This is a genomic window from Azospirillum sp. TSO22-1 (genome assembly GCF_003116015.1).
GTDB lineage: Bacteria > Pseudomonadota > Alphaproteobacteria > Azospirillales > Azospirillaceae > Azospirillum.
Genome location: NZ_LGQZ01000056.1, coordinates 39389 through 57661, shown reverse-complemented (window position 1 = coordinate 57661; position 18273 = coordinate 39389). Strand labels below are relative to the sequence as shown.

Below are 18273 nucleotides of genomic sequence, written 5' to 3'. Positions count from 1 at the left end.
CGCGATGTGACGCTGCCGGCTACGCCGTCTTCTTCTCGCCGATGGTGTCCGCCATCCTCGCGCCGCGCTGCCCCATGGGCTTGTCGGGCGCGTCGGTGGTGTCCTTAGCGGTCTGGTGCTCCATCTCGGCGTTCAGCTCGGCGCCGAGCAGGATGGCGTAGGCGGTCAGGTTCAGCCACAGCAGCAGGATCACCACCGCGCCGACCGACCCGTACGCCTCGTTGTAGTTGCCGAAGTTCGAGACGTAGATCGAGAAGCCGATGGAGCCCAGCAGCCAGATGCCGCCCGCCGCCACCGAACCCCAGGTGACCCAGCGCCATTTCGGCTCGTTGCGGGACGGGGCGTAGCGGTACAGCACCGCCAGCGCCGCCAGGATCGCCACCGCCAGGATCGGCCAGCGCGCCAGGCTGACCGCCCACTCCCACACCGGCCCCAGCGGCACGAGGTTCAGGATGGTCGGCACCACGACGACGACCGCCAGCGTGACGATCAGGAACAGGATGCCGCCCAGCGTCAGCACCACCGAGAGCAGCGCCAGCTTGACGTAGCCGCGCTTCTCCCGCTCCTCGTAGGCGATGTTGAGCGCCCCGATCAGCGCGTTGACGCCGCGCGATGCGCTCCACAGCGTGAACAGCAGGCCGACCACGACGCCGATGCTGAGCCCCCCGCTCGGCTGCGAGGCGACCATGTGCGCCTGATCCTTGAGAACCTTCAGCGCGTCGCCAGGCAGGAAGCCCGCGAGCGTGTCGAACTGCCGCTCGATGCTGCCGGCGTCGGCGACCAAGCCGTAGATCGACACCGCGGCGGCGATCGCCGGGAACAGCGCCAGGATGGCGTAATACGCCACGCCGGCGGCGATCATCGAGATGTTGTCCTCCGACTGCTCCTCCCAGACGCGCCAGAGGATGTCCTTCCAGCCCTTGGCGGGGATCTGTTCGGGCGTGTCGGCGGTGCGGCCGCGCACGTGGGCGTCGTGGCCCATCTCGATGCGCGGCATGTAGTGGTGGCGGCGGCTCAGTCCCAGCATGGCTCAGCTCACCGCCTCGCGCAGCGCGCCGATGCGGTGCTGCACGCGCTCCAGGTCGTGGAAGTGCGCGCCGACCACCACCCGCAGCTCGTCCGGCAACGCCTCCTGCAGGGCGTCGCGGAACAGGTCGAGGGTGTTCTCCAGCCCGCCCTGCAGCGCCGACAGGATCTCCGCGCGCGAGCGGGCGCCGGTCAGCTCGTCGTGCAGGTCGAGCCACGCGGGGTGCACCGGCTCGCCCGGCTCCGGCACGCCGCCGTGGATGCGGAACTCGTGGTCCAGCGAGGCGGAGGTGCGCTCAAACTGGTTCGACACCTCGGCCAGACGCGACGACAGCTGGGCGTCCACCAGCAGCATGTCGGCCTCGCGGAAACCCTCGGCGCCCTGGCGGCAGGCGGCGACCAGCCCGGCCAGCAGGATGCGGATGCGCTGGTCGGAGATCTGGCCGTGCGGCGCCGTCGCCCCCTCCAGCGGGTCGGTGCGCGACACCGCCCAGGCCAGCCACAGGGCACCGATGCCGATCAGCGCCACCGGGATCGGGTTGTTGCGGATGGCCGTGGCGACGCGGGTCGGCCGCCCCTCGATCACGTCGCGCGCCACGTCGCCGACGTGCCCGGTGAGCTGCCCCGGCGACAGGCGGAACTCGATCTCGTTCAGGGTCGAGTCCATCCGGGCGCGGATGCCGCGGATGTCGCTCTCGATGTCCGCCATGCTGCGGCCGGACATGGCATTGGCTGGATGGTCGACGGCGTGGCTCATGACGTGCGGCTCCCTCTGACGCTGCGGGGAGCAACACACCCCGCCGCGCAAAGGTTCCGCTGGCGCCGCCCCCCCTACGCCTGTCCGGTCGCCGCCATGATTTCGAAGCCGCCCTCCCAGATCATCCTCAGCGCGACGTACAGGATCACCACCAGGCCGACGTAGGCGATCCAGTGCCAGCGCGCCAGCAGCCGCGCGATCAGGCTGGCCGCGGCCCCCATCAGGCCGACCGACAGCACCAGGCCCACCGCCAGCACCCACAGGTGCTCGCGCGCGGCGCCCGCCACCGCCAGCACGTTGTCCAGCGACATCGACACGTCGGCGACGATCACCTGCCAGATCGCCGTCCCGATCGGCTTGGTCCCGGCGGGCGTCGCGGTCTCGACGCCGTCCTCGCCGCAGACCAGCTCGGCACCCTCCGCCTCGCCGTGCGATTCGCGCAGCTCGCGGAACAGCTTCCAGCACACCCACAGCAGCAGCACGCCGCCGGCGAAGGTCAGGCCGATGATGGCCAGAAGCTGCGTGGTCAGCAGCGCGAAGATGATGCGCAGCACCACCGCGGCGGCGATGCCCCAGAAGATCACCCTGGCCCGCTGCTCGCGCGCCACCCCGGCCGCCGCCATGCCGACGACGATGGCGTTGTCGCCGGCCAGCACGAGGTCGATGAAGATCACCTGACCGAGCGCGATCAGTTCCGGAAGCAGGTCTTCGAACACGGGGGAGTCGTCCTCGGCGGTGGCGGGCGGGTGTGGCGCCCCCTATTAGGGGGCAGCCAGCGGGGAAACAACCCCCGCCGCCCGCACGACAGCCGCGCGCCCCCGAACGCTCCCTCAGCCGGCCTGCATCAGGTCGCCGAGCTTGTCGAGCAGGTAGTCGAGGTCGTCGGCCGCCAAGTCTTCGTACTGGGTGAGGATGCGTTCGATCATGCGGCGGCGGTGGCGTTCGCGGTCGTGCTCCTCGCCGTCATAGGGCGTCTCCTTGAGCACGTCGAGCGCGATGCGGCAGGCCGGCAGCAGGGCCGGCGGCATCTTGGCGCGGTCATAGATCGACTTCAGGCCCAGCCGGCCGACATCGTGGATCAGCAGGCGCGCGTTGGTCAGCGGCACGCCGGCCAGATGCGCCACCGCCGCCTCGAAGAAGCCGACGTCGCCCATGCACAGCGCCCGCACCAGCAAGGGCGGCGTCAGCCGGCCGGAGCGGGAGAGCTGCACCACCAGCCGCTCAAGCGCCGCCTCGTCGCTCTCGCCGTTCAGCAGCGTCACGGTGGCGCGCTCGCGGCTCTGCAGGATCAGGTCCGCGGCGGTCTTCGGCGACAGCTCGTGATGGGTGACGAGGTATTGCTGGTACTTCTCCGACACCACGGCGACCAGCCGCTCGGCGATGGTGATCGGCAGTCTGGCGCGCTGCACCAGCGGCCCCTGCACCGCCTCCGACGCGCCGAAGCGGTCGATGACGCGGCCCAGCGCGCCCTCCTCCAGCTGTGCGCCCTCGTTGGCGACCAGCGTGGCGACCGCCTGCTCCGAGCCGGTCTCGACCAGCGCGTCGGCGACGCGCGGCGACACGGTGGAGCGCGCGGCGATGGCCGTGTGTTTGGCGTCGGTGCCGGAGCGGACGATCTCCAGCAGGTCGGCGTCGGTCAGCACGTGGCTGACGCTGAGAATCGGGATGGCGACGTCCTCGACGTCCTTGGCCAGCGTCAGCGCCACGTCGCGCGGCAGGCTGGCGCTCGCCTTCAGGTTCTCGGCCAGCGACTGGCGGACGCGCACCACGGCGTCGCGCGCCATGGCGCGGATGATCTCCTCCGCCAAGGTGCGCTCGCTGTCCGACAGCTCGGCCGCCTCGAACTGGCGCGCCACCTTCGCCGCCAGATCGGCCCGCGTGTTGGGGGACGGATCCGACAGCAGGCGGACGACGTCGTCCTTCGACAAATGTTCCGTCATGGGTCGCGGACCCTTCCTGCCACTGCCTCCCCGCCGGCCGCGGGACGGCCGGTCAATTCTCCCGCAGCATGGTGCGGAAGCATTGAACCTTTGTTAACAGGCGGTTGCGGCGCGCCGCCTCACCGCCCGCAACGCGCCGTCGATGGCGGCGAGTTGCTCCTCCACGGAAATGGCGGTCTGCGAGGTGACTTCCAAGGCGCGGTCTTCATAGACGGTCCCCTGCGGGTGCGTCTCGGCCCAGCGGCGTATCGCCGCGTCCCTCTGGTGCAGCAGTTCCTCGATCTGCGGGCGGAACATGCGCAGCAGCGCGGTGATCCAGCGGTTCGCCGGCCAGGACGGCCGGGCGTGGTCTATGACGAATCCGTCCAGCATGCGCACCACGTCGGGCGCCGCGTACCACGTCTCGCCGGTCACCCAGCGGTTGGTGGTGAACAGCCGCACCGCGCGCCCGCTCTGGTCCATGGCGATGCCGATGAGGTGCGACAGCGCGTCGTTGTCGCCGGACGGCGGCACATGATCCTCCACCGGCGCCGGGCGGATGCCGCCGGGCATGCCGAGCGGGCGCAGGAAGGTGTGGAAGTGCCCGTGCTCGCCGTGCGGCCGCTCGGATTCGGGGTGGCAGTGGTAGTAGTACTGGGCGTGGTACTCGGCGTCGTAGACGTCGCCCTGCGGGTAGTGCTTCCACTCGTACACCGAGCCCTGCCCGCGCAGCAATTCGCCCACCACGGTGTCGCCAGTCTTGGCCAGCACGCGCTGGCAGGTGCGCACCTCGCGCGCGGCCTCGCCCATCGCCTCGAGCACGTCGCGCGGCAGGCCGTTCACGTCGATCATGGGGCAGGCACCCGACTGGTTCCGGACCCCTCAATACGTAGGGAAAACACCCCCGGGGGCAAGGTCTTTACGCAGGGAGCATATGCCCCGTCACCGGGTGCGCGACGCCCCGCCGGTCGCCGTCCCGCCACCGCCGGCGATCGCCGTGCCGGTGCGCAGGGTCCACGCCACCATCCGCTCCATCACCTGCCGCAGCGCCGCGTCGAAGGCGGTGACCACGCCCTGCACGCCACCGTCCCTGACCGGCACGATGGCCTCGAAGGTCTCGCCCGCCTCGATGGTGCGGCGCGGCATGCCGACCAGCTTGGCGGCGATTCGGACGTGCACGCGGTCGGGGTTCGCGGCGCCCGGCGCCGAGTACTTCGCCTCGAAGTCGCGCAACTCGCTGCGCAGCACGAAGTCGGAGCGCAGGCCGACGCTGTCGCGCCCGACCGAGACGATCTTGCGGCTGTCCTCGAAGGACTGGACGATCAGCCCCTGGATCATCGCCGGCGCACGGTCGGTCCACGCCGACTCGGCCAGGTAGTCGATGGAGGTCGCGGTCTTCTCCACGGCGATGCGCTGGGTATCCAGAGCGGCACCGGCCACCGGCGCCTCCACCAGCAGCTGGAAGTCCGCCCGCGGCAGCGACGGATCGGCCTGCGTGGCCGGGTTCAGCGTGTAGAGCTTGGCCGGGGGCGAGGTGAGCGCCCCGGCGCAGGCGCCCAGGGCGAGCACCAGCGCCGCCAGCAGGCCAAAACGCGCAACCATCATCGTCCGCGGATCTCCACGCCGTTGCGGGTGCCGCCGAACAGGAAGTTCGACGGATCGTTCTCGATGCGCCCCACCACGCGGCCGATCTGCGCCGACAGGTCGCGCAACTGGGTGACGAGCAGCGTTATCTCATACAGCCCCGTCTGAGCAAAGTCGCGCACCGGCTGCCGGTTCTCGGTGACCATGGCGTTCAGCTGCGCCGACGCCTGCTTCAGCGAGCCGGTCAGCTCGTGCAGGTCGGCCGTCACGGTCTGCATGCTCCTGCCGGCCTGCACCACCGTCTGGTCGAGGTGCGGGCCGACCGTCTGCGCGGTGCGGTTCAACTCGGCCAGCAGGCCGGTCAGCTCGCGCACCGTGCCGTCGAGGCCCTGGGTGGCCGCCGCGACGTCGCCGCTGACCCGGCGGGCGTTGTCCAGCGTCTGGGTCAGCGCCTGCAGGTTCTCCGGGCTCATCAGCCCGGCGGACAGGCGGTCGGTCAGGTCGAGCACGCGGGCGAGGATCTGCGGCGCCGCGTCCACCACCGTCGCCAGCGTCGACGGGCGGGACGGGATGACCGGGACGCCCTTGTGCTCGGTCTCGCGCAGCAGCTTGCTCTCGGGCGTGCCGCCGGCGATCTGCACGTAGGCGCCGCCGGTGACGCCCTGCACCTCCAGCGACGCGATGGAGTCGGTCTTGATCGGCGTGTCGGCGTTCACCTCGATGGTGACGCGCACGCGCGACACGTTCTCCGGATCCAGGCGCAGGTCGGTGACGGTGCCGATGGGGATGCCCTGGTAGCGCACCGGGCTGCCGGTCTGCAAACCGGTGACCGAGCCGGTGAAGTAGATGCGGTAGGGCTGGCGCGACTCCTCCAGCTGGATCTTGGCGACCCACACGGCGAAGCCGAACAGCCCGGCGATCAGGGCCAGCACGAAGCTGCCGACCAGGATGTAGCTGGCGCGGGTTTCCATGGGTTCAGGCCTCCACCCGGCGGGCGGCGCGGCCGCGCGGCCCGTGGAAATACTCGCGGATCCAGGGATGGTCGTCCTTCAGGTGCTCCTCCAGCGTGGCGACCTTGATCCGCTTGTCGATCAGCACGGCGATGCGGTCGCAGATCGAGGTCAGGCTGTCGAGGTCGTGCGTCACCATGAAGACGGTCAATCCCAGGCTCCGTTGCAGGTTCTGGATCAGCTCGTCGAACGCCGCGGCGCCGATCGGGTCGAGGCCGGCGGTCGGCTCGTCGAGGAACAGGATCTCCGGGTCGAGCGCCAGCGCACGCGCCAGCCCGGCGCGCTTCCTCATGCCGCCCGACAGTTCGGAGGGATACTTCGGCCCGGCGTTGGGCGGCAGGCCCGACATGGCGATCTTGACGCGCGCGATCTCCTTGATCAGGCGCTTAGGCAGAGTCGTGTGCTCCTTCAGCGGCACCATGACGTTCTCCGCCACGGTCAGCGAGCTGAACAGCGCCCCGTCCTGGAACAGCACGCCGGTGCGCGCCTGCAGTTCGGTGCGCTCGCGGTCGTCGAGGGATCCGGTGTCGCGGCCCAGCATCTCGATGGCTCCGGCGGCGGGGCGGATCAGGCCGAGGATCTCCTTCATCAGCACCGACTTGCCGGTGCCGGACCCGCCGACCACGCCCAGCACCTCGCCGCGCTCGACGTCGAGGTCGAGGCCGTCGTGGATGGTCTGCGCCCCGAAGCGGGTGACCAGGCCGCGCACGCGGATGACGGGGTCGCGCGCCATCCTTCACACCCCCATGAACGAGAAGAAGATGGAGAACAGCGCGTCCATGATGATGACCAGGAAGATGCCCTCCACCACGGACCGCGTGGTCAGGCGCCCGACGCTCTCGGCGCTGCCGGTGACGCGCAGGCCCTCGTAGCAGCCGACCATGGCGATCACCAGCGCGAACACCGGCGCCTTGGCGACGCCGACCAGGAAGGTGTTGAGGCCCACCGCGCCCTGCAATTGCTTGATAAACTGCGCGAAGCTGATGCCCAGCGTCATGTAGCTCATGGTGGCGCCGCCCAGCAGCGCCATGACGTCGGCGAAGAAGGCCAGCAGCGGCAGCGCCACCATCAGCGCCAGCACCCGCGGCACCACCAGCAGTTCGATGGGGTCGAGCCCCAGCGTGGAGATGGCGTCCACCTCCTGGTTCACCTTCATGGTGCCGATCTGCGCCGTGAAGGCGGAGCCGGAGCGGCCGGCGACGATGATCGCGGTCAGCAGCGTGCCCAGCTCGCGCAGGATGGAGATGCCCAGCAGGTTGACCACCAGCAGCTCCGCCCCGAAGCGGCGCAGCTGGTCCGCCCCCTGGTAGGCCATCACCACGCCGATCAGGAAGGTCAGCAGGCCGAGGATCGGCAGCGCGTTCAGCCCCGTCTGCTCGATGTGGAACAGCACCGAGCGGTAGCGCAGCCGCCGCGGGTTCACCGCGATGCGCGCCAGCGTCACGGTGACGACGCCCAGGAAGTTGACCAGTTCCAGCCCGCGCTTCAGCCCCCGCACCGTGACGCGGCCGGTGCGCTCCAGCATCTCGATGATCGGGTGCTCGTCGGGCAGCGGGACGGACGGCACGCGGTCGGCCTCGCGCACCGCGTCGACCAGCGCGCGGTGCTCGGGCCGGACGCCGGTGACCTCCACCGCGTATCCCTCGCCGCGCAGCCGCTCAGCCAGCCGCGCCAGCAGCAGCGCGCCCACCGTGTCCAGCCCGTCGATGGCGGCGAGGTCGAGGCGCACGGCCGTCTGCGGCGCCGGCGGCCGCAGCGCGTCGAGGTCGTTCATCAGCGCCTGCGCGCCGTACAGGTCCCACCGCCCGCCGACGGTCAGCAGCAGCGCTCCGTCGCCACCCGGCACCGTCTTCATCCAGGCCTGTCCGGCCGTCATTCCCGTCACCTCTTCCCGTCACCGCGAGCTTGGCCGCAAGCCGCCCGTCCGGTCAACCGCACCGGCACGCCAGACCTATGCAACGTTTTGCACGGCGATTTGCGCCAAAGGCACGGCATGGCTAGTATGCGGCCGCGCACTTTTCCAGGACACGACCCATGGACCTCAAGGACCACATCCGCGGCATCCCCGACTTCCCGAAGCCCGGCATCCTGTTCTACGACATCTCGCCGCTGCTGGCCGACGCCGCGGCGTGGCAGGAGACGGTGAAGCGGCTGGCCGAAGCGGTCCGCCCCTACAAGCCGGACGTCCTGGTCGGCATCGAGTCGCGCGGCTTCCTGGTGGCGGCGCCGCTGGCGCTGGCGCTGGGCTGCGGCTTCGTCATGGTGCGCAAGCGCGGCAAGCTGCCGGGCGACAAGGTCACGCACTCCTACGACCTGGAGTACGGCACCGACACCATCGAGATCCAGTCGGACGCGGTGAAGCCCGGCCAGCGCGCGGTGGTGCTGGACGACCTGCTGGCCACCGGCGGCACCATGGCCGCGGCGGTCAAGCTGCTGCGCCAGGTCGGCGCCGACGTCCAGGCCGCGGCGTTCCTGGTCGAGCTGACCTTCCTCGATGGCCGCGAGCGCATCGACGTGCCGTGCGAGGTGCTGATGAGCTACGATTCCTGACGTTTGCGACGATCCGCAACAGAGGCAACAGTCACACGGATTTCGCGGATTGAGGCACGGATTGCACGGATTGCACGGATTTTCTTTTTTCTTGCGACGTACTGCACTTACCCGCAAGCCACTGCCGAGACACGATAAAGAATTCCGTGCAATCCGTGTGAAGCCTTGCCCGCGACGCCACGCCCTTTGGGCCTACGACGCGTTCTCCACCCCCGCCGCCCGCGCCATCGCCTCCAGGCAGTCGTCCAGCGCGCGGCCCAGCAGCTTCAGCATGACGTCGCGGTACGGCACCTTGTCGCCCACCGTGCGTGCGCGGTCGACGCTGTCGGCGTAGCCCTGGAGGTCGTCCGGGTGCACCGCCACCGGCGGGTAGCCGGCGCGGTTCAGGATCAGGTTGAGGATCAGCAGCGCCACGGCCGCGTTGCCCTGCGCAAAGGGCCGCACGATCATCAGGCGATGGTGCGCCTCCAGCGCCGTCTCCACGCCGGGGTCGGTGCGGCGCAGCCAGCCGCTCAGCGCCGACATGGACACGCGGATCTTCGCCGGGTCGGCGGTCTCGCCCTCGTCGGGCAGCGGCGAGTCGCGGTACTGGCCGGCGCCGGCGTCCAGCCCCTGGAACAGCACGCCGTGGAAGGCCGCCACCGTGCGCTCGGTGATCACCCCGCCGCCCTCGTAGGCCAGCCGCGCCATCAGGTGCAGCGCCTGCGCATGGTTCTGGACGAGGCGCTGCGGCTCCGGCGGCCGGTTGCGCAGCACGGCACCGCGACCGAGCACGTGCAGCACCTCCTCCGGCACCAGGTCGATGCCTTCGACGGTGACGCAGGCGATGGTCAGCTCGCGCTCGAAGCGGTCGGCCAGTTCGCTCACCACCTCGACCGGCAGCGGCCGGGCGGCGTCGAGCGCGCGCTTCTTCGCGTTGATGTCATCCAGCAGCGCCATCGCTCCACCCCCGTCTTGCCCTCCCCCGCTTTATAGGACGCCAGGGCGTTCCCGCAAAGGGAGCCTGCGGGCTTTTGCCGCTCGGATTAGGCCTTGATGGGCGTTGGAGGCACCAACTAATGTTTTTGCTGGGCAGGGGTGAGGAGGAAGGCTGATGGACCACGTCGTCTGGGACGATTCGATGAGCGTCGGCGTCGGGATCCTCGACACCGACCACAAGCGGCTCTTGGAGATGTTCAACGGCCTGCTGAAGACCGGCGTCTCCACCAAGAGCAAGGACGACCTGATCCCGCTGATCGAGGGCCTGCGCGACTACACGAACGTGCACTTCCGCCGCGAGGAGGCGTTCATGGAGCGCCACGGCTTCCCCGACTTGGAGACGCACAAGGCGGCGCACCGCTACTTCGTGGACGAGGTCGAGAAGCTGGCCGGCGAGCTGAACGGCGACCACACGATGATGCTGCGCATCGACCTGATCCTGCTGCTGAAGGAATGGCTGATCGAGCACATCCAGACCACCGACAAGCAGTACCAGCCCTACCTGGCCAGCGAGGACGCCGCGTCGGCGGGGTGAGATAAAGCCCCTCTCCCCTTGAGGGAGAGGGGTTGGGGAGAGGGGGCCGACGCGAGATGTCCACCACGCGCACCAAGAGCCTCCGCCAGAACTCAACCGATGCCGAGCGGCGCCTCTGGAGCGCGTTGCGCAACCACCGCCTGAACGGCCTGAAGTTCAAACGCCAGCAACCTATCGGCCGGTACATTGTCGATTTCATCTGCTTCGAGCACGGCTTGGTGGTCGAGGTCGATGGCGGGCAACATGGACCGCACGTTGACGCTGCGCGGACCGCTTACCTCGAAGCTGCCGGATTCTGGGTGTTGCGGTTCTGGAACCCCGAAGTTTTGACAAGGCTTGAGGACGTGCTCGCCACGATCCTCGCGGCGGCGGACGATCCGGTGTTCGTGCAAGGCCCCTGAGTTGCCCCCTCTCCCCAAACCCCTCTCCCTCGAGGGGAGAGGGGCTTTCAGGCATCACTCCGCCGGATGCGCGCCGTAGGCCGTAGCCTCGTCGGCTTCCGAGGGGAAGGGCTTCTTCTTGGCGATGTAGCTGTACACCGTCGGCACCACGAACAGCGTCAGGAAGGTGCCCAGCAGCATGCCACCGACGATCACCGCGCCGATCGCCTGACGGCTCTCGCCGCCCGCCCCGTGCGCGTTGGCCAGCGGCACCGCGCCCAGCACCATGGCGCCGGTCGTCATCAGGATCGGGCGCAGGCGCAGCACCGCCGCCTCCTCCACCGCCTTGCGGATGTCCACCCCCGAGCGCTGCAGCTGGTTGGCGAACTCCACGATCAGGATGCCGTGCTTGGTGATCAGGCCGACCAGCGTGACGAGGCCGATCTGGCTGTACACGTTCATCGTCGCCCCGCTCCACAGCAGCGCCGCCAGGGCGCCGGTCATGGAGAGCGGCACCGTCAGCATGATGACGAACGGGTCGATGAAGCTCTCGAACTGCGCCGCCAGCACCAGGTAGATGAAGGCCAGCGCCAGCACGAAGACGAAGTACAGCCCCGTCGCCGACTCGCGGAACTCGCGGCTCTGGCCGGCGTAGTCGGTCTGCGCCGTCACCGGCAGCACGCGCGCCGCCGCCTCCTGCATGTGCTTCAGCGCCTCGCCCAGCGAGGTGCCCGGCGCCAGCGTCGCGGTGATGGTGGCGGAGCGCAGCTTGTTGAAGTGGTTCAGCTCCTTCGGCGACACCCGCTCATCGATCTTCACGAGGTTGGACAGCGAGACCATCGGCCCCAGGGTGGTGGACACCCCGCTGGCGGCGGAGGCCGGCGGCGTGCCGCGCACGTAGATCGACGCGATGTCGTCCGGGTTGCGGCGGTCCACCTTGTCGACCTGGACGATGACGTCGTACTGCTTGCCTTCCTTCTTGAAGCGGGTGACCTGCCGGCCGCCCAGGAAGGTTTCCAGCGTGCGGCCCACCGTCTCGACGTCGATGCCGAGGTCGGCGGCCTTGTCGCGGTCGATGGAGATGCGCAGCTCCGGCTTGTTCAGCTTCAGGTCGGTGTCGATGTTGGTGATGCCCGGGTGCTTGCGCGCCTCGCCCATCATAGCGTCGACCAGCTTCTGCAGTTCCTCGTAGGGCAGCGTCGTCTGGATGACGAAGTTGACCGGCTTGTCGATCGGGCTCTGCCCCAGCGACGGCGGGTTGGTGACGAAGGCCAGGATGCCGGGGATGCCGAACATCTTGGGGAACAGCTGGGCGGTGATCGCCTGCTGCTTGACGTCGCGCTGGTCCCAGTCGACCAGACGGACGAAGGCGATGCCCTGGTTCACCACCGGGAAGCCGACCACCACGAAGAACTTCTCCAGCACCGGGATCTGCCGGAACAGCCCCTCCATCATGGTGGCGTACTTCTGGGTGTAGTCGAGGGTCGAGCCCTCCGGCGCGATGGCGATGCCGACGATGGTGCCGCGGTCCTCGACCGGCGCCAGCTCCGACTTGATGTTGTTGAACAGCCACCAGCTGGCCCCGGCGACCACGGCGCCGACGATCAGCACCAGCGGCCGCGCCTTCAGCGACCCCCGCAGCACCGCGCGGTAGCCGTTGGTCAGGCCGTTCAGGAAGCCTTCGATGATGTTGTAGAGGATGTTGTGCTTGGTCTGGTGCTTCAGCAGCTTGGAGCACATCATCGGCGACAGCGTCAGCGCCACGAAGCCCGACACGATCACCGCGCCGGCCAGCGTCAGCGCGAACTCGGTGAACAGGCGCCCCGTCCGGCCGGTCATGAAGCCGATGGGGGCGTACACGGCGGCCAGCGTGATGGTCATCGCCACCACCGCGAAGCCGATCTCCTTCGAGCCCTTCAGCGCCGCCTGGAAGGGCGGCATGCCCTCCTCGACGTGGCGGAAGATGTTCTCCAGCATCACGATGGCGTCGTCCACCACGAGGCCGATGGCCAGCACCATGGACAAGAGCGTCAGCGTGTTGATGGAGAAGCCGAACAGCAGCATCAGCGCGAAGCCGCCGACCAGCGACACCGGGATGGTCACCAGCGGCACCAGCGTGGCGCGGAACGAGCGCAGGAAGAAGAAGATCACCAGGATGACCAGCACGATCGCCTCGAAGATCGTCTGGAACACCGCGTCGATCGACTTGGCGATGAAGACCGAGCTGTCGTAGGCGACGTCCACCGCCATGCCCTCGGGCAGCGCCGCGCGGATCGCCGGGAAGGCGGCCTGCACCGCCTTCGACACGTCCAGCGGGTTGGCGGTGGACTGCTTGACCACGCCGATGGCGACCGCCTGGCGGGCGTTGAAGCGGGCCGAGACGCGCTCGTCCAGCGCCCCCAGCTCGGCGCGGCCGACGTCCTTCAGGCGCACCAGGTAGCCGTCGACGTCGCGCAGGATCAGGTTGTCGAACTGCGGCGGGGTGCGCAGGTCGGTCTCCGACACCACGGTGAACTCGCGCGCCGCGCTCTCGACGCGGCCGGCGGGGATCTCGACGTTCTGCTTGCGCAGGGCGTTCTCGACGTCCTGCGGCGTGATCTTGTAGGCGGCCATGCGCTGCGGGTCGAGCCAGACGCGCATGGAGAAGCGCCGCTCGCCGAAGATGCGCACCTGCGCCACGCCGGGCAGGTTCTGCAGGCGGTCCTTGACGTAGCGGTCGGCGAAGTCCGTCACGTCCAGCGGCGAGTGGCGGTCGGACGAGAACGCCAGATAGATGATCGGCTGCGCGTCGGCCTCGACCTTGGCGATGACCGGCTCGTCGATCTCGTTCGGCAGCATGGCGCGCACGCGCCCCACCCGGTCGCGCACGTCGCTGGCCGCCACGTCGACGTTGCGGTCCAGGCGGAAGCGCACGGTGATCTGGCTCTTCTCCTGACGGCTGATCGAGGACATCACGTCGATGCCCTCGATGCCGGCGAGCGAGTCCTCCAGCGGCTGGGTGACCTGGGATTCGATGATCTCGGCCGAGGCGCCCTTGTAGGTGGTCTCCACCGTGACGACCGGCTCGTCGATCTTCGGGTACTCGCGCACCGCCAGACGCTGGTACGAGACGATGCCGATCAGCATCACCGCCAGACTCATCACCGTCGCCAGCACCGGCCGGCGGATCGAGATGTCGGAGAGGACCATGCCTCAGCCTCCCGCCGGCTTGGCGGCGCCGTTGGCCTGCGGCCCCGGCGGCGTCTTCGTGGGATCGATGACCATCACCGGGGCGCCGTCGCGGATCTTCAGCTGGCCGGCGGTGACGACGACGTCCTGCGGCTTCAGGCCCTCGACGATCTCCACCTCGGCGTTGCGGCGGTCGCCCAGCTTGACCTTGGTCTGCGCCACCTTGCCGTCCACCACCTTGAAGACGAACTGGTCGGTGCCGAAGGCGACGACCGACTGTTCGGGCACCAGCACGGCGTTCTGGTCGATGGTCAGCGTCAGCGTGACGCGGGCGAACAGCCCGGGGCGCAGCGCGCCGTCGCTGTTCGGCACGCGGGCGCGCACCGCCAGCGCGCGGCCGTTGACGTCGATCAGCGGGTCGATGGCGTAGACCTCACCCTCGAACTTGCGGCCGCCGAAGGCGTCCACCGACACCGCCAGCGTCTGTCCGACGCGCACCGCCGGCAGGTAGGCCTCCGGCACCCGGAAGTCGAGCTTCAGGGTGTCGATGGCCTCCAGGTTCACGATGTCCTTGCCGGCCGAGACGTAGTCGCCGACCGACACCTTGCGCAGGCCGAGCACGCCGTCGAACGGCGCCGTGATGGTCAGCTTCTCCAGCTGCGCCTGCGCCAGCTGCACGGCGGCCTGGTCGGCCTGCAGCTTGGCGGCGGCCTGCTCGCGGTTGCGCGCCGGGCCGGCGTTCTGGCGCAGCAGCTCCTCGGCACGGCCCAACTCGGCCTTGTCGAAGGCGATGGACGCCTGCGCCTGGGCCAGCGTCGCCTTCGCCACCGTGTCGTCGAGGCGGATCAGCACCGCCCCCCGGGCGACCCGCTGCCCCTCCTTGAAGGCGATCTCGGTGATGCGGCCGGCCACCTCGGGGCGGATCACCACCGATTCGTTGGACAGCAGCGAGCCCACCGCGGTGATCGTCCGCGCCATCGCGCCGACGCGCACCGGCACCGCCTCCACCGGCATCGGCGGCATGGCGCCCGGAGCGCCGCCGGCCGCCGGACCGCCCGGCTTGCCGCCCGGAGGCGCGCCCGGCGAGGCGCCGCCCATGGACGGCGGCAGCTTCGCGGCGAGATCCCCGAGAGTGCCGCCGTTCTTGACGAAGTACCACCAGCCCCCGCCGGCCACGGCAACGAGGATGAGAAGCGCGATGAGGCGTGAAGGGCGCATGGAACTCTCTGAACCCGGGGAGGACGCGTGATTTCTTGGGCGGCCGCCGAAAGGGGACCGCCGTCTGGACTGAACTATATCGTTCAGTTCAGTTCCGATGTCGAGACGCTTGGCGGGGGCCTATGCCAGATGGCCTAATACCATACCCTATTCCGGTACGCCGCTCGGCGTGCAACAGCACGCCACCTCCAGATCGCAGCCTTCCGTGGAAATGGCGCCGCCACGCAGCACCAGCCGCCGCTCGGCTCCGCGGTCGATCAGCAGGTCGGCCGGACCGCCGGCGCGCAGCGATCCGCCGGTCTCCAGCGGCAGCACGCACGCCCCCTCCAGGTCGACTCCGCGGCAGCAGCACGGCGCGCTGCCGGCCGGCAGAACGGCGCGGATCAGCCCATCCTCAATGCGGATGTCGGCCAGCACCGATCCGTCCGCCGCCGCCCGCGCGCCCAGTTCGGGTGCTGCGTCGGCAACCATGGCGAGGCGCACGCGGGCGCGCTTCAGCCAGTACTTCTCGGTGGCGAGCAGACGGGAGGTGTCCATCATTGCGCCACAAGTGTAGCGCGGGCTTGGTTAACGAAATCTTCCCTGCATACCCGGACATTCTCAATTTCGGGGCGGCACTGGACGACTCTTCCAATTCTCGGAAAATGCGCCATGCATTTGCCGGTGTGCGCCTTATGCCGTCCAAACCCCCGCTGTGGCGCGGTTGTTGCTCTACAGGGCACAGACCATACAATGATCCGCAAGGAGGACCGGCATGACCACCGACGGCACCCCGTCCTGCGAACTGCGCGAAGGCGACGGGGTTTCCTACCTGCACGGGCACCTGACCTTCGAGACCTACCCATCCATGCGTTCGGCGCTGGATGGCCTGCTGCGCCACCACGCGCCACGCCACGTGCTGGACGTCAGCGCACTCCAGCACATCGACTCCGCCGGCCTGGGCATGCTGCTGATCGCGCACGAGGAGATGCGGCGCGCCAACCGCACGCTGGTGCTGCGCGCCGCGTCCGGTCAGGTCCGCCGCGTGCTGGAGGTGACGCGGATGAAGCGGATCATGACGATCGAGGAGTGAGCCGCCGGCTACTTCCTGGTGAGCAGCAGCGTGCCCTGGCGCTGCAGGCGGTCGCGGATCTTGCCGCCCAGCAGGGCGAGCGCCCAGGGCAGATCGACCTCCACGGTGGCCGATTCCTCGTGCACGTCGATGCGTCCGGTCAGCGTCTGGCCGAGCACGGCGACACGGAAGGCGAGGCGGTCGTCGGCCCAGGTCTCCTCCACCGTGGCGCCCATGCCGCCAAGCTGCGCGCGCACCTGCCCGATGCCGTCGCGGAGGCGCGTCATCGCCCCCTGCTTGCCGAGCTGGTGCGGGATGGTGACGGTCAAAGGCTTGCTCATGACGGGTCCGGTTGGGGTGAAGCGTGCCTGATGAACAGCGCGGGCGGCGTTTTGCTCCTAACCGCCCTGCAAGGCGATGAACTCCTGGAAGTTGGCGACGCGTCCCGCGGCGTGCGCCGCCTCGTAGGCGGCGTTCAGCGCGCGCTTGGCCTCGATCGCGGCGGCGAAGCGGCGGCGCAGCGACTCGTCGCGGATGCCGAAGCCGTCACCGGCCAGCCGCTCCAGCACGTGTCGGTAACACGCCTCGGCCCGCGCGCCGGCGTCGGCGGCGAACGTGATCGAGCCCTCGCGCTGCCGGTACTCGCACATGGGCGCGTAGGCCAGCGGGATCGGCCCGACGCGATCCAGCGCCAGCACGTTGAACACCACGTCGTCACAGAAGGTCACGTCCTCCGGCCACGCCGGGCAGAGGTCGCGCCGCAGCACGAAGAACATCGGCACCGAGGTGGTGAGGAACTTGTCGGCGGTCAGTTCGCCGACGCTGCCGGACCGCGGGAACAGGGTGGACAGTTCCACTCCGTCGCGCTCACGGACCACCACCACGTTGTCGGCCGCCGCGCCCCGCGCCAGCGCCAGCGGCGCCAGCACCGCCAGCCGTCCGGGCGCCCACAGATCGTCGGAGTCGAGCGGCGCCACCAACGGCTTGGACGCGTCCCGCAGACCGACGTTGCGGGTGGCCGGCGCGCCGCTGCCCACCCGGCCGGTGGCGGCGAAGCGCAGGCGCGGGTCGGCCAGCCCTTCGGCAGCCAGCACCGCCCGGTAGTCGGCGCCGTCGTCGGCGACGATCACCGCCTCCCAATCCGCGTGGGTCTGGGCGAGCAAACTGCGCACCGCGCGGCCGATCGTCGCCTCCGCCCGGTACGCCGGGACGATCACCGAGACCCCAGCACCGCCCATCCCCCACTCCCTCGCTTTGTCTTTGCCCCATTAGCGGCCGGGCGCGTGGGCGCTGTCAACACGGGGGGCGTTGAACCCGCGCCCAAGACGGGCTATGTGGGAGATGGACGTGCGTACGCCGCACGAGCGAGACCGATACTCAAGCCCATACCGGGGAGACACACAATGGCGCACGCCGGGACCTACTGGTTCGATGACGAGCCGGGTGAAGAGCCGGACGAGAAGAAGGACAAGGAAGCCACGCCGCCCCCCTTCGCCGCGGTCCAGCAGAACCTGTTCAAGGCCCGCACCGTCCTGATCTTCGGCCAGATCGACATGAAGCTGGCCATGGGCGTGACCGCGCAGCTGCTGGCGCTGGCGCAGGAGAGCGACGACCCGATCCGGGTGATCGTCAATTCTCCGGGCGGCCACGTCGAGGCGGGCGACACCATCCACGACATGATCCGCTTCGTGAAGCCCGAGGTGAAGATGCTCGGTACCGGCTGGGTCGCCAGCGCGGGCTGCCACATCTTCCTGGCGGCGAAGAAGGAGAACCGCTTCTGCCTGCCCAACACCCGCTTCCTGATCCACCAGCCGCTGGGCGGCACCGGCGGCCGGGCAACGGACATCGCCATCGAGGCGAAGGAAATCATCCGCATGCGCGAGCGTCTGAACAAGATCATCGCGCGTGAGACCGGCCAGCCGCTGGAAAAGGTCGCCAAGGACACCGACCGCAACTACTGGATGCTGGCCGACGAAGCCCGCGAGTACGGCATCGTCCCCAACGTCATCGAGAGCATGGACGCGTTCAAGTAAGCCCGTCCGTTCCGGTTCGATCCCCCTTCCCGCTTCCGGGGAGGGGGATTTTTTATGCGTGCAG

The 18273-nt window shown here is 69.4% G+C and carries 20 protein-coding genes; 5 read left to right on the top strand and 15 right to left on the bottom strand.

The window, feature by feature from the left end:
- Nucleotides 1-19: 19 nt before the first annotated feature.
- The 9 genes from TSO221_RS15135 to TSO221_RS15095 all read right to left on the bottom strand — a co-directional run bounded on the left by TSO221_RS15135 (nucleotide 20) and on the right by TSO221_RS15095 (nucleotide 8172).
- Nucleotides 20-1027, bottom strand: coding sequence for a YihY/virulence factor BrkB family protein (locus TSO221_RS15135; protein WP_109119341.1), 1008 nt, complete (start codon nucleotides 1025-1027; stop codon nucleotides 20-22).
- Nucleotides 1028-1030: 3 nt separating this feature from the next.
- Nucleotides 1031-1783 (bottom strand): DUF3618 domain-containing protein, encoded by a 753-nt coding sequence (locus tag TSO221_RS15130; protein ID WP_109119340.1) that lies wholly within the window; start codon nucleotides 1781-1783, stop codon nucleotides 1031-1033.
- Nucleotides 1784-1857: 74 nt separating this feature from the next.
- The gene (locus TSO221_RS15125) at nucleotides 1858-2499 is read right to left on the bottom strand and encodes a TerC family protein (RefSeq protein WP_109119339.1); all 642 of its coding nucleotides are present in this window, start codon (nucleotides 2497-2499) and stop codon (nucleotides 1858-1860) included.
- Nucleotides 2500-2613: 114 nt separating this feature from the next.
- The gene (locus tag TSO221_RS15120) at nucleotides 2614-3723 is read right to left on the bottom strand and encodes a DUF2336 domain-containing protein (RefSeq protein ID WP_109119338.1); all 1110 of its coding nucleotides are present in this window, start codon (nucleotides 3721-3723) and stop codon (nucleotides 2614-2616) included.
- 93 nt (nucleotides 3724-3816) lie between these two features.
- Entirely contained in the window at nucleotides 3817-4554 is a 738-nt protein-coding gene (locus TSO221_RS15115) for a hypothetical protein (RefSeq protein WP_109119337.1), read from the bottom strand.
- A 90-nt stretch (nucleotides 4555-4644) separates the two neighbouring features.
- The gene (locus tag TSO221_RS15110) at nucleotides 4645-5307 is read right to left on the bottom strand and encodes an ABC-type transport auxiliary lipoprotein family protein (RefSeq protein ID WP_247878062.1); all 663 of its coding nucleotides are present in this window, start codon (nucleotides 5305-5307) and stop codon (nucleotides 4645-4647) included.
- Entirely contained in the window at nucleotides 5304-6257 is a 954-nt protein-coding gene (locus tag TSO221_RS15105; protein WP_109119336.1) for an MlaD family protein, read from the bottom strand. The genes TSO221_RS15110 and TSO221_RS15105 overlap by 4 nt, the downstream gene beginning before the upstream one ends.
- A gap of 4 nt (nucleotides 6258-6261) precedes the next feature.
- A complete protein-coding gene (locus tag TSO221_RS15100; protein ID WP_109119335.1) occupies nucleotides 6262-7029 on the bottom strand; it encodes an ABC transporter ATP-binding protein in 768 nt (255 codons plus the stop codon).
- Nucleotides 7030-7032: 3 nt separating this feature from the next.
- Entirely contained in the window at nucleotides 7033-8172 is a 1140-nt protein-coding gene (locus TSO221_RS15095; RefSeq protein WP_109119334.1) for an ABC transporter permease, read from the bottom strand.
- A 158-nt stretch (nucleotides 8173-8330) separates the two neighbouring features.
- Between TSO221_RS15095 and TSO221_RS15090 the strand changes: the two genes are divergently transcribed.
- Entirely contained in the window at nucleotides 8331-8846 is a 516-nt protein-coding gene (locus TSO221_RS15090) for an adenine phosphoribosyltransferase (RefSeq protein ID WP_109119333.1), read from the top strand.
- Between the two features lie 192 nt (nucleotides 8847-9038).
- Here the strand turns inward: TSO221_RS15090 and TSO221_RS15085 are convergent, their stop codons facing one another.
- The gene (locus TSO221_RS15085; protein WP_109119332.1) at nucleotides 9039-9785 is read right to left on the bottom strand and encodes a Fic family protein; all 747 of its coding nucleotides are present in this window, start codon (nucleotides 9783-9785) and stop codon (nucleotides 9039-9041) included.
- A 154-nt stretch (nucleotides 9786-9939) separates the two neighbouring features.
- Here TSO221_RS15085 and TSO221_RS15080 point away from each other — a divergent pair, with 154 nt between their 5' ends.
- Complete coding sequence (locus TSO221_RS15080) at nucleotides 9940-10359, top strand: bacteriohemerythrin (protein WP_109119331.1); 420 nt, start codon at nucleotides 9940-9942, stop codon at nucleotides 10357-10359.
- Nucleotides 10360-10415: 56 nt separating this feature from the next.
- Complete coding sequence (locus TSO221_RS15075) at nucleotides 10416-10760, top strand: endonuclease domain-containing protein (protein WP_109119330.1); 345 nt, start codon at nucleotides 10416-10418, stop codon at nucleotides 10758-10760.
- Between the two features lie 54 nt (nucleotides 10761-10814).
- Here the strand turns inward: TSO221_RS15075 and TSO221_RS15070 are convergent, their stop codons facing one another.
- From TSO221_RS15070 to TSO221_RS15060, 3 genes are all read right to left on the bottom strand, one after another.
- The gene (locus TSO221_RS15070; RefSeq protein ID WP_109119329.1) at nucleotides 10815-13928 is read right to left on the bottom strand and encodes an efflux RND transporter permease subunit; all 3114 of its coding nucleotides are present in this window, start codon (nucleotides 13926-13928) and stop codon (nucleotides 10815-10817) included.
- 3 nt (nucleotides 13929-13931) lie between these two features.
- Nucleotides 13932-15125 (bottom strand): efflux RND transporter periplasmic adaptor subunit, encoded by a 1194-nt coding sequence (locus TSO221_RS15065; RefSeq protein WP_109119328.1) that lies wholly within the window; start codon nucleotides 15123-15125, stop codon nucleotides 13932-13934.
- Nucleotides 15126-15272: 147 nt separating this feature from the next.
- Nucleotides 15273-15662 (bottom strand): hypothetical protein, encoded by a 390-nt coding sequence (locus tag TSO221_RS15060; protein WP_146208812.1) that lies wholly within the window; start codon nucleotides 15660-15662, stop codon nucleotides 15273-15275.
- A 217-nt stretch (nucleotides 15663-15879) separates the two neighbouring features.
- Here TSO221_RS15060 and TSO221_RS15055 point away from each other — a divergent pair, with 217 nt between their 5' ends.
- Nucleotides 15880-16197 carry an STAS domain-containing protein gene (locus TSO221_RS15055; protein WP_109119326.1) on the top strand — a complete coding sequence of 106 codons (318 nt, stop codon included), beginning with the start codon at nucleotides 15880-15882 and terminating at the stop codon, nucleotides 16195-16197.
- Nucleotides 16198-16205: 8 nt separating this feature from the next.
- Here the strand turns inward: TSO221_RS15055 and TSO221_RS15050 are convergent, their stop codons facing one another.
- Nucleotides 16206-16517 (bottom strand): polyhydroxyalkanoic acid system family protein, encoded by a 312-nt coding sequence (locus TSO221_RS15050; RefSeq protein WP_109119325.1) that lies wholly within the window; start codon nucleotides 16515-16517, stop codon nucleotides 16206-16208.
- Nucleotides 16518-16574: 57 nt separating this feature from the next.
- On the bottom strand, nucleotides 16575-17414 hold the full coding sequence (locus TSO221_RS15045) for a glycosyltransferase family A protein (protein WP_109119324.1): 840 nt from the start codon (nucleotides 17412-17414) through the stop codon (nucleotides 16575-16577).
- 165 nt (nucleotides 17415-17579) lie between these two features.
- Between TSO221_RS15045 and TSO221_RS15040 the strand changes: the two genes are divergently transcribed.
- Nucleotides 17580-18209 carry an ATP-dependent Clp protease proteolytic subunit gene (locus TSO221_RS15040; RefSeq protein WP_109119323.1) on the top strand — a complete coding sequence of 210 codons (630 nt, stop codon included), beginning with the start codon at nucleotides 17580-17582 and terminating at the stop codon, nucleotides 18207-18209.
- Nucleotides 18210-18273: the final 64 nt, after the last annotated feature.

What these genes read in the sequence shown, in the direction of transcription:
- TSO221_RS15095 (WP_109119334.1), bottom strand. Translation starts at nt 8,172, where the DNA reads ATGACGGCCGGACAGGCCTGGATGAAGACGGTGCCGGGTGGCGACGGA.
- TSO221_RS15070 (WP_109119329.1), bottom strand. Translation starts at nt 13,928, where the DNA reads ATGGTCCTCTCCGACATCTCGATCCGCCGGCCGGTGCTGGCGACGGTG.
- TSO221_RS15085 (WP_109119332.1), bottom strand. Translation starts at nt 9,785, where the DNA reads ATGGCGCTGCTGGATGACATCAACGCGAAGAAGCGCGCGCTCGACGCC.
- TSO221_RS15060 (WP_146208812.1), bottom strand. Translation starts at nt 15,662, where the DNA reads ATGGACACCTCCCGTCTGCTCGCCACCGAGAAGTACTGGCTGAAGCGC.
- TSO221_RS15040 (WP_109119323.1), top strand. Translation starts at nt 17,580, where the DNA reads ATGGCGCACGCCGGGACCTACTGGTTCGATGACGAGCCGGGTGAAGAG.
- TSO221_RS15115 (WP_109119337.1), bottom strand. Translation starts at nt 4,554, where the DNA reads ATGATCGACGTGAACGGCCTGCCGCGCGACGTGCTCGAGGCGATGGGC.
- TSO221_RS15045 (WP_109119324.1), bottom strand. Translation starts at nt 17,414, where the DNA reads ATGGGCGGTGCTGGGGTCTCGGTGATCGTCCCGGCGTACCGGGCGGAG.
- TSO221_RS15110 (WP_247878062.1), bottom strand. Translation starts at nt 5,307, where the DNA reads ATGATGGTTGCGCGTTTTGGCCTGCTGGCGGCGCTGGTGCTCGCCCTG.
- TSO221_RS15065 (WP_109119328.1), bottom strand. Translation starts at nt 15,125, where the DNA reads ATGCGCCCTTCACGCCTCATCGCGCTTCTCATCCTCGTTGCCGTGGCC.
- TSO221_RS15120 (WP_109119338.1), bottom strand. Translation starts at nt 3,723, where the DNA reads ATGACGGAACATTTGTCGAAGGACGACGTCGTCCGCCTGCTGTCGGAT.
- TSO221_RS15075 (WP_109119330.1), top strand. Translation starts at nt 10,416, where the DNA reads ATGTCCACCACGCGCACCAAGAGCCTCCGCCAGAACTCAACCGATGCC.
- TSO221_RS15080 (WP_109119331.1), top strand. Translation starts at nt 9,940, where the DNA reads ATGGACCACGTCGTCTGGGACGATTCGATGAGCGTCGGCGTCGGGATC.
- TSO221_RS15090 (WP_109119333.1), top strand. Translation starts at nt 8,331, where the DNA reads ATGGACCTCAAGGACCACATCCGCGGCATCCCCGACTTCCCGAAGCCC.
- TSO221_RS15055 (WP_109119326.1), top strand. Translation starts at nt 15,880, where the DNA reads ATGACCACCGACGGCACCCCGTCCTGCGAACTGCGCGAAGGCGACGGG.
- TSO221_RS15105 (WP_109119336.1), bottom strand. Translation starts at nt 6,257, where the DNA reads ATGGAAACCCGCGCCAGCTACATCCTGGTCGGCAGCTTCGTGCTGGCC.
- TSO221_RS15130 (WP_109119340.1), bottom strand. Translation starts at nt 1,783, where the DNA reads ATGAGCCACGCCGTCGACCATCCAGCCAATGCCATGTCCGGCCGCAGC.
- TSO221_RS15100 (WP_109119335.1), bottom strand. Translation starts at nt 7,029, where the DNA reads ATGGCGCGCGACCCCGTCATCCGCGTGCGCGGCCTGGTCACCCGCTTC.
- TSO221_RS15050 (WP_109119325.1), bottom strand. Translation starts at nt 16,517, where the DNA reads ATGAGCAAGCCTTTGACCGTCACCATCCCGCACCAGCTCGGCAAGCAG.
- TSO221_RS15135 (WP_109119341.1), bottom strand. Translation starts at nt 1,027, where the DNA reads ATGCTGGGACTGAGCCGCCGCCACCACTACATGCCGCGCATCGAGATG.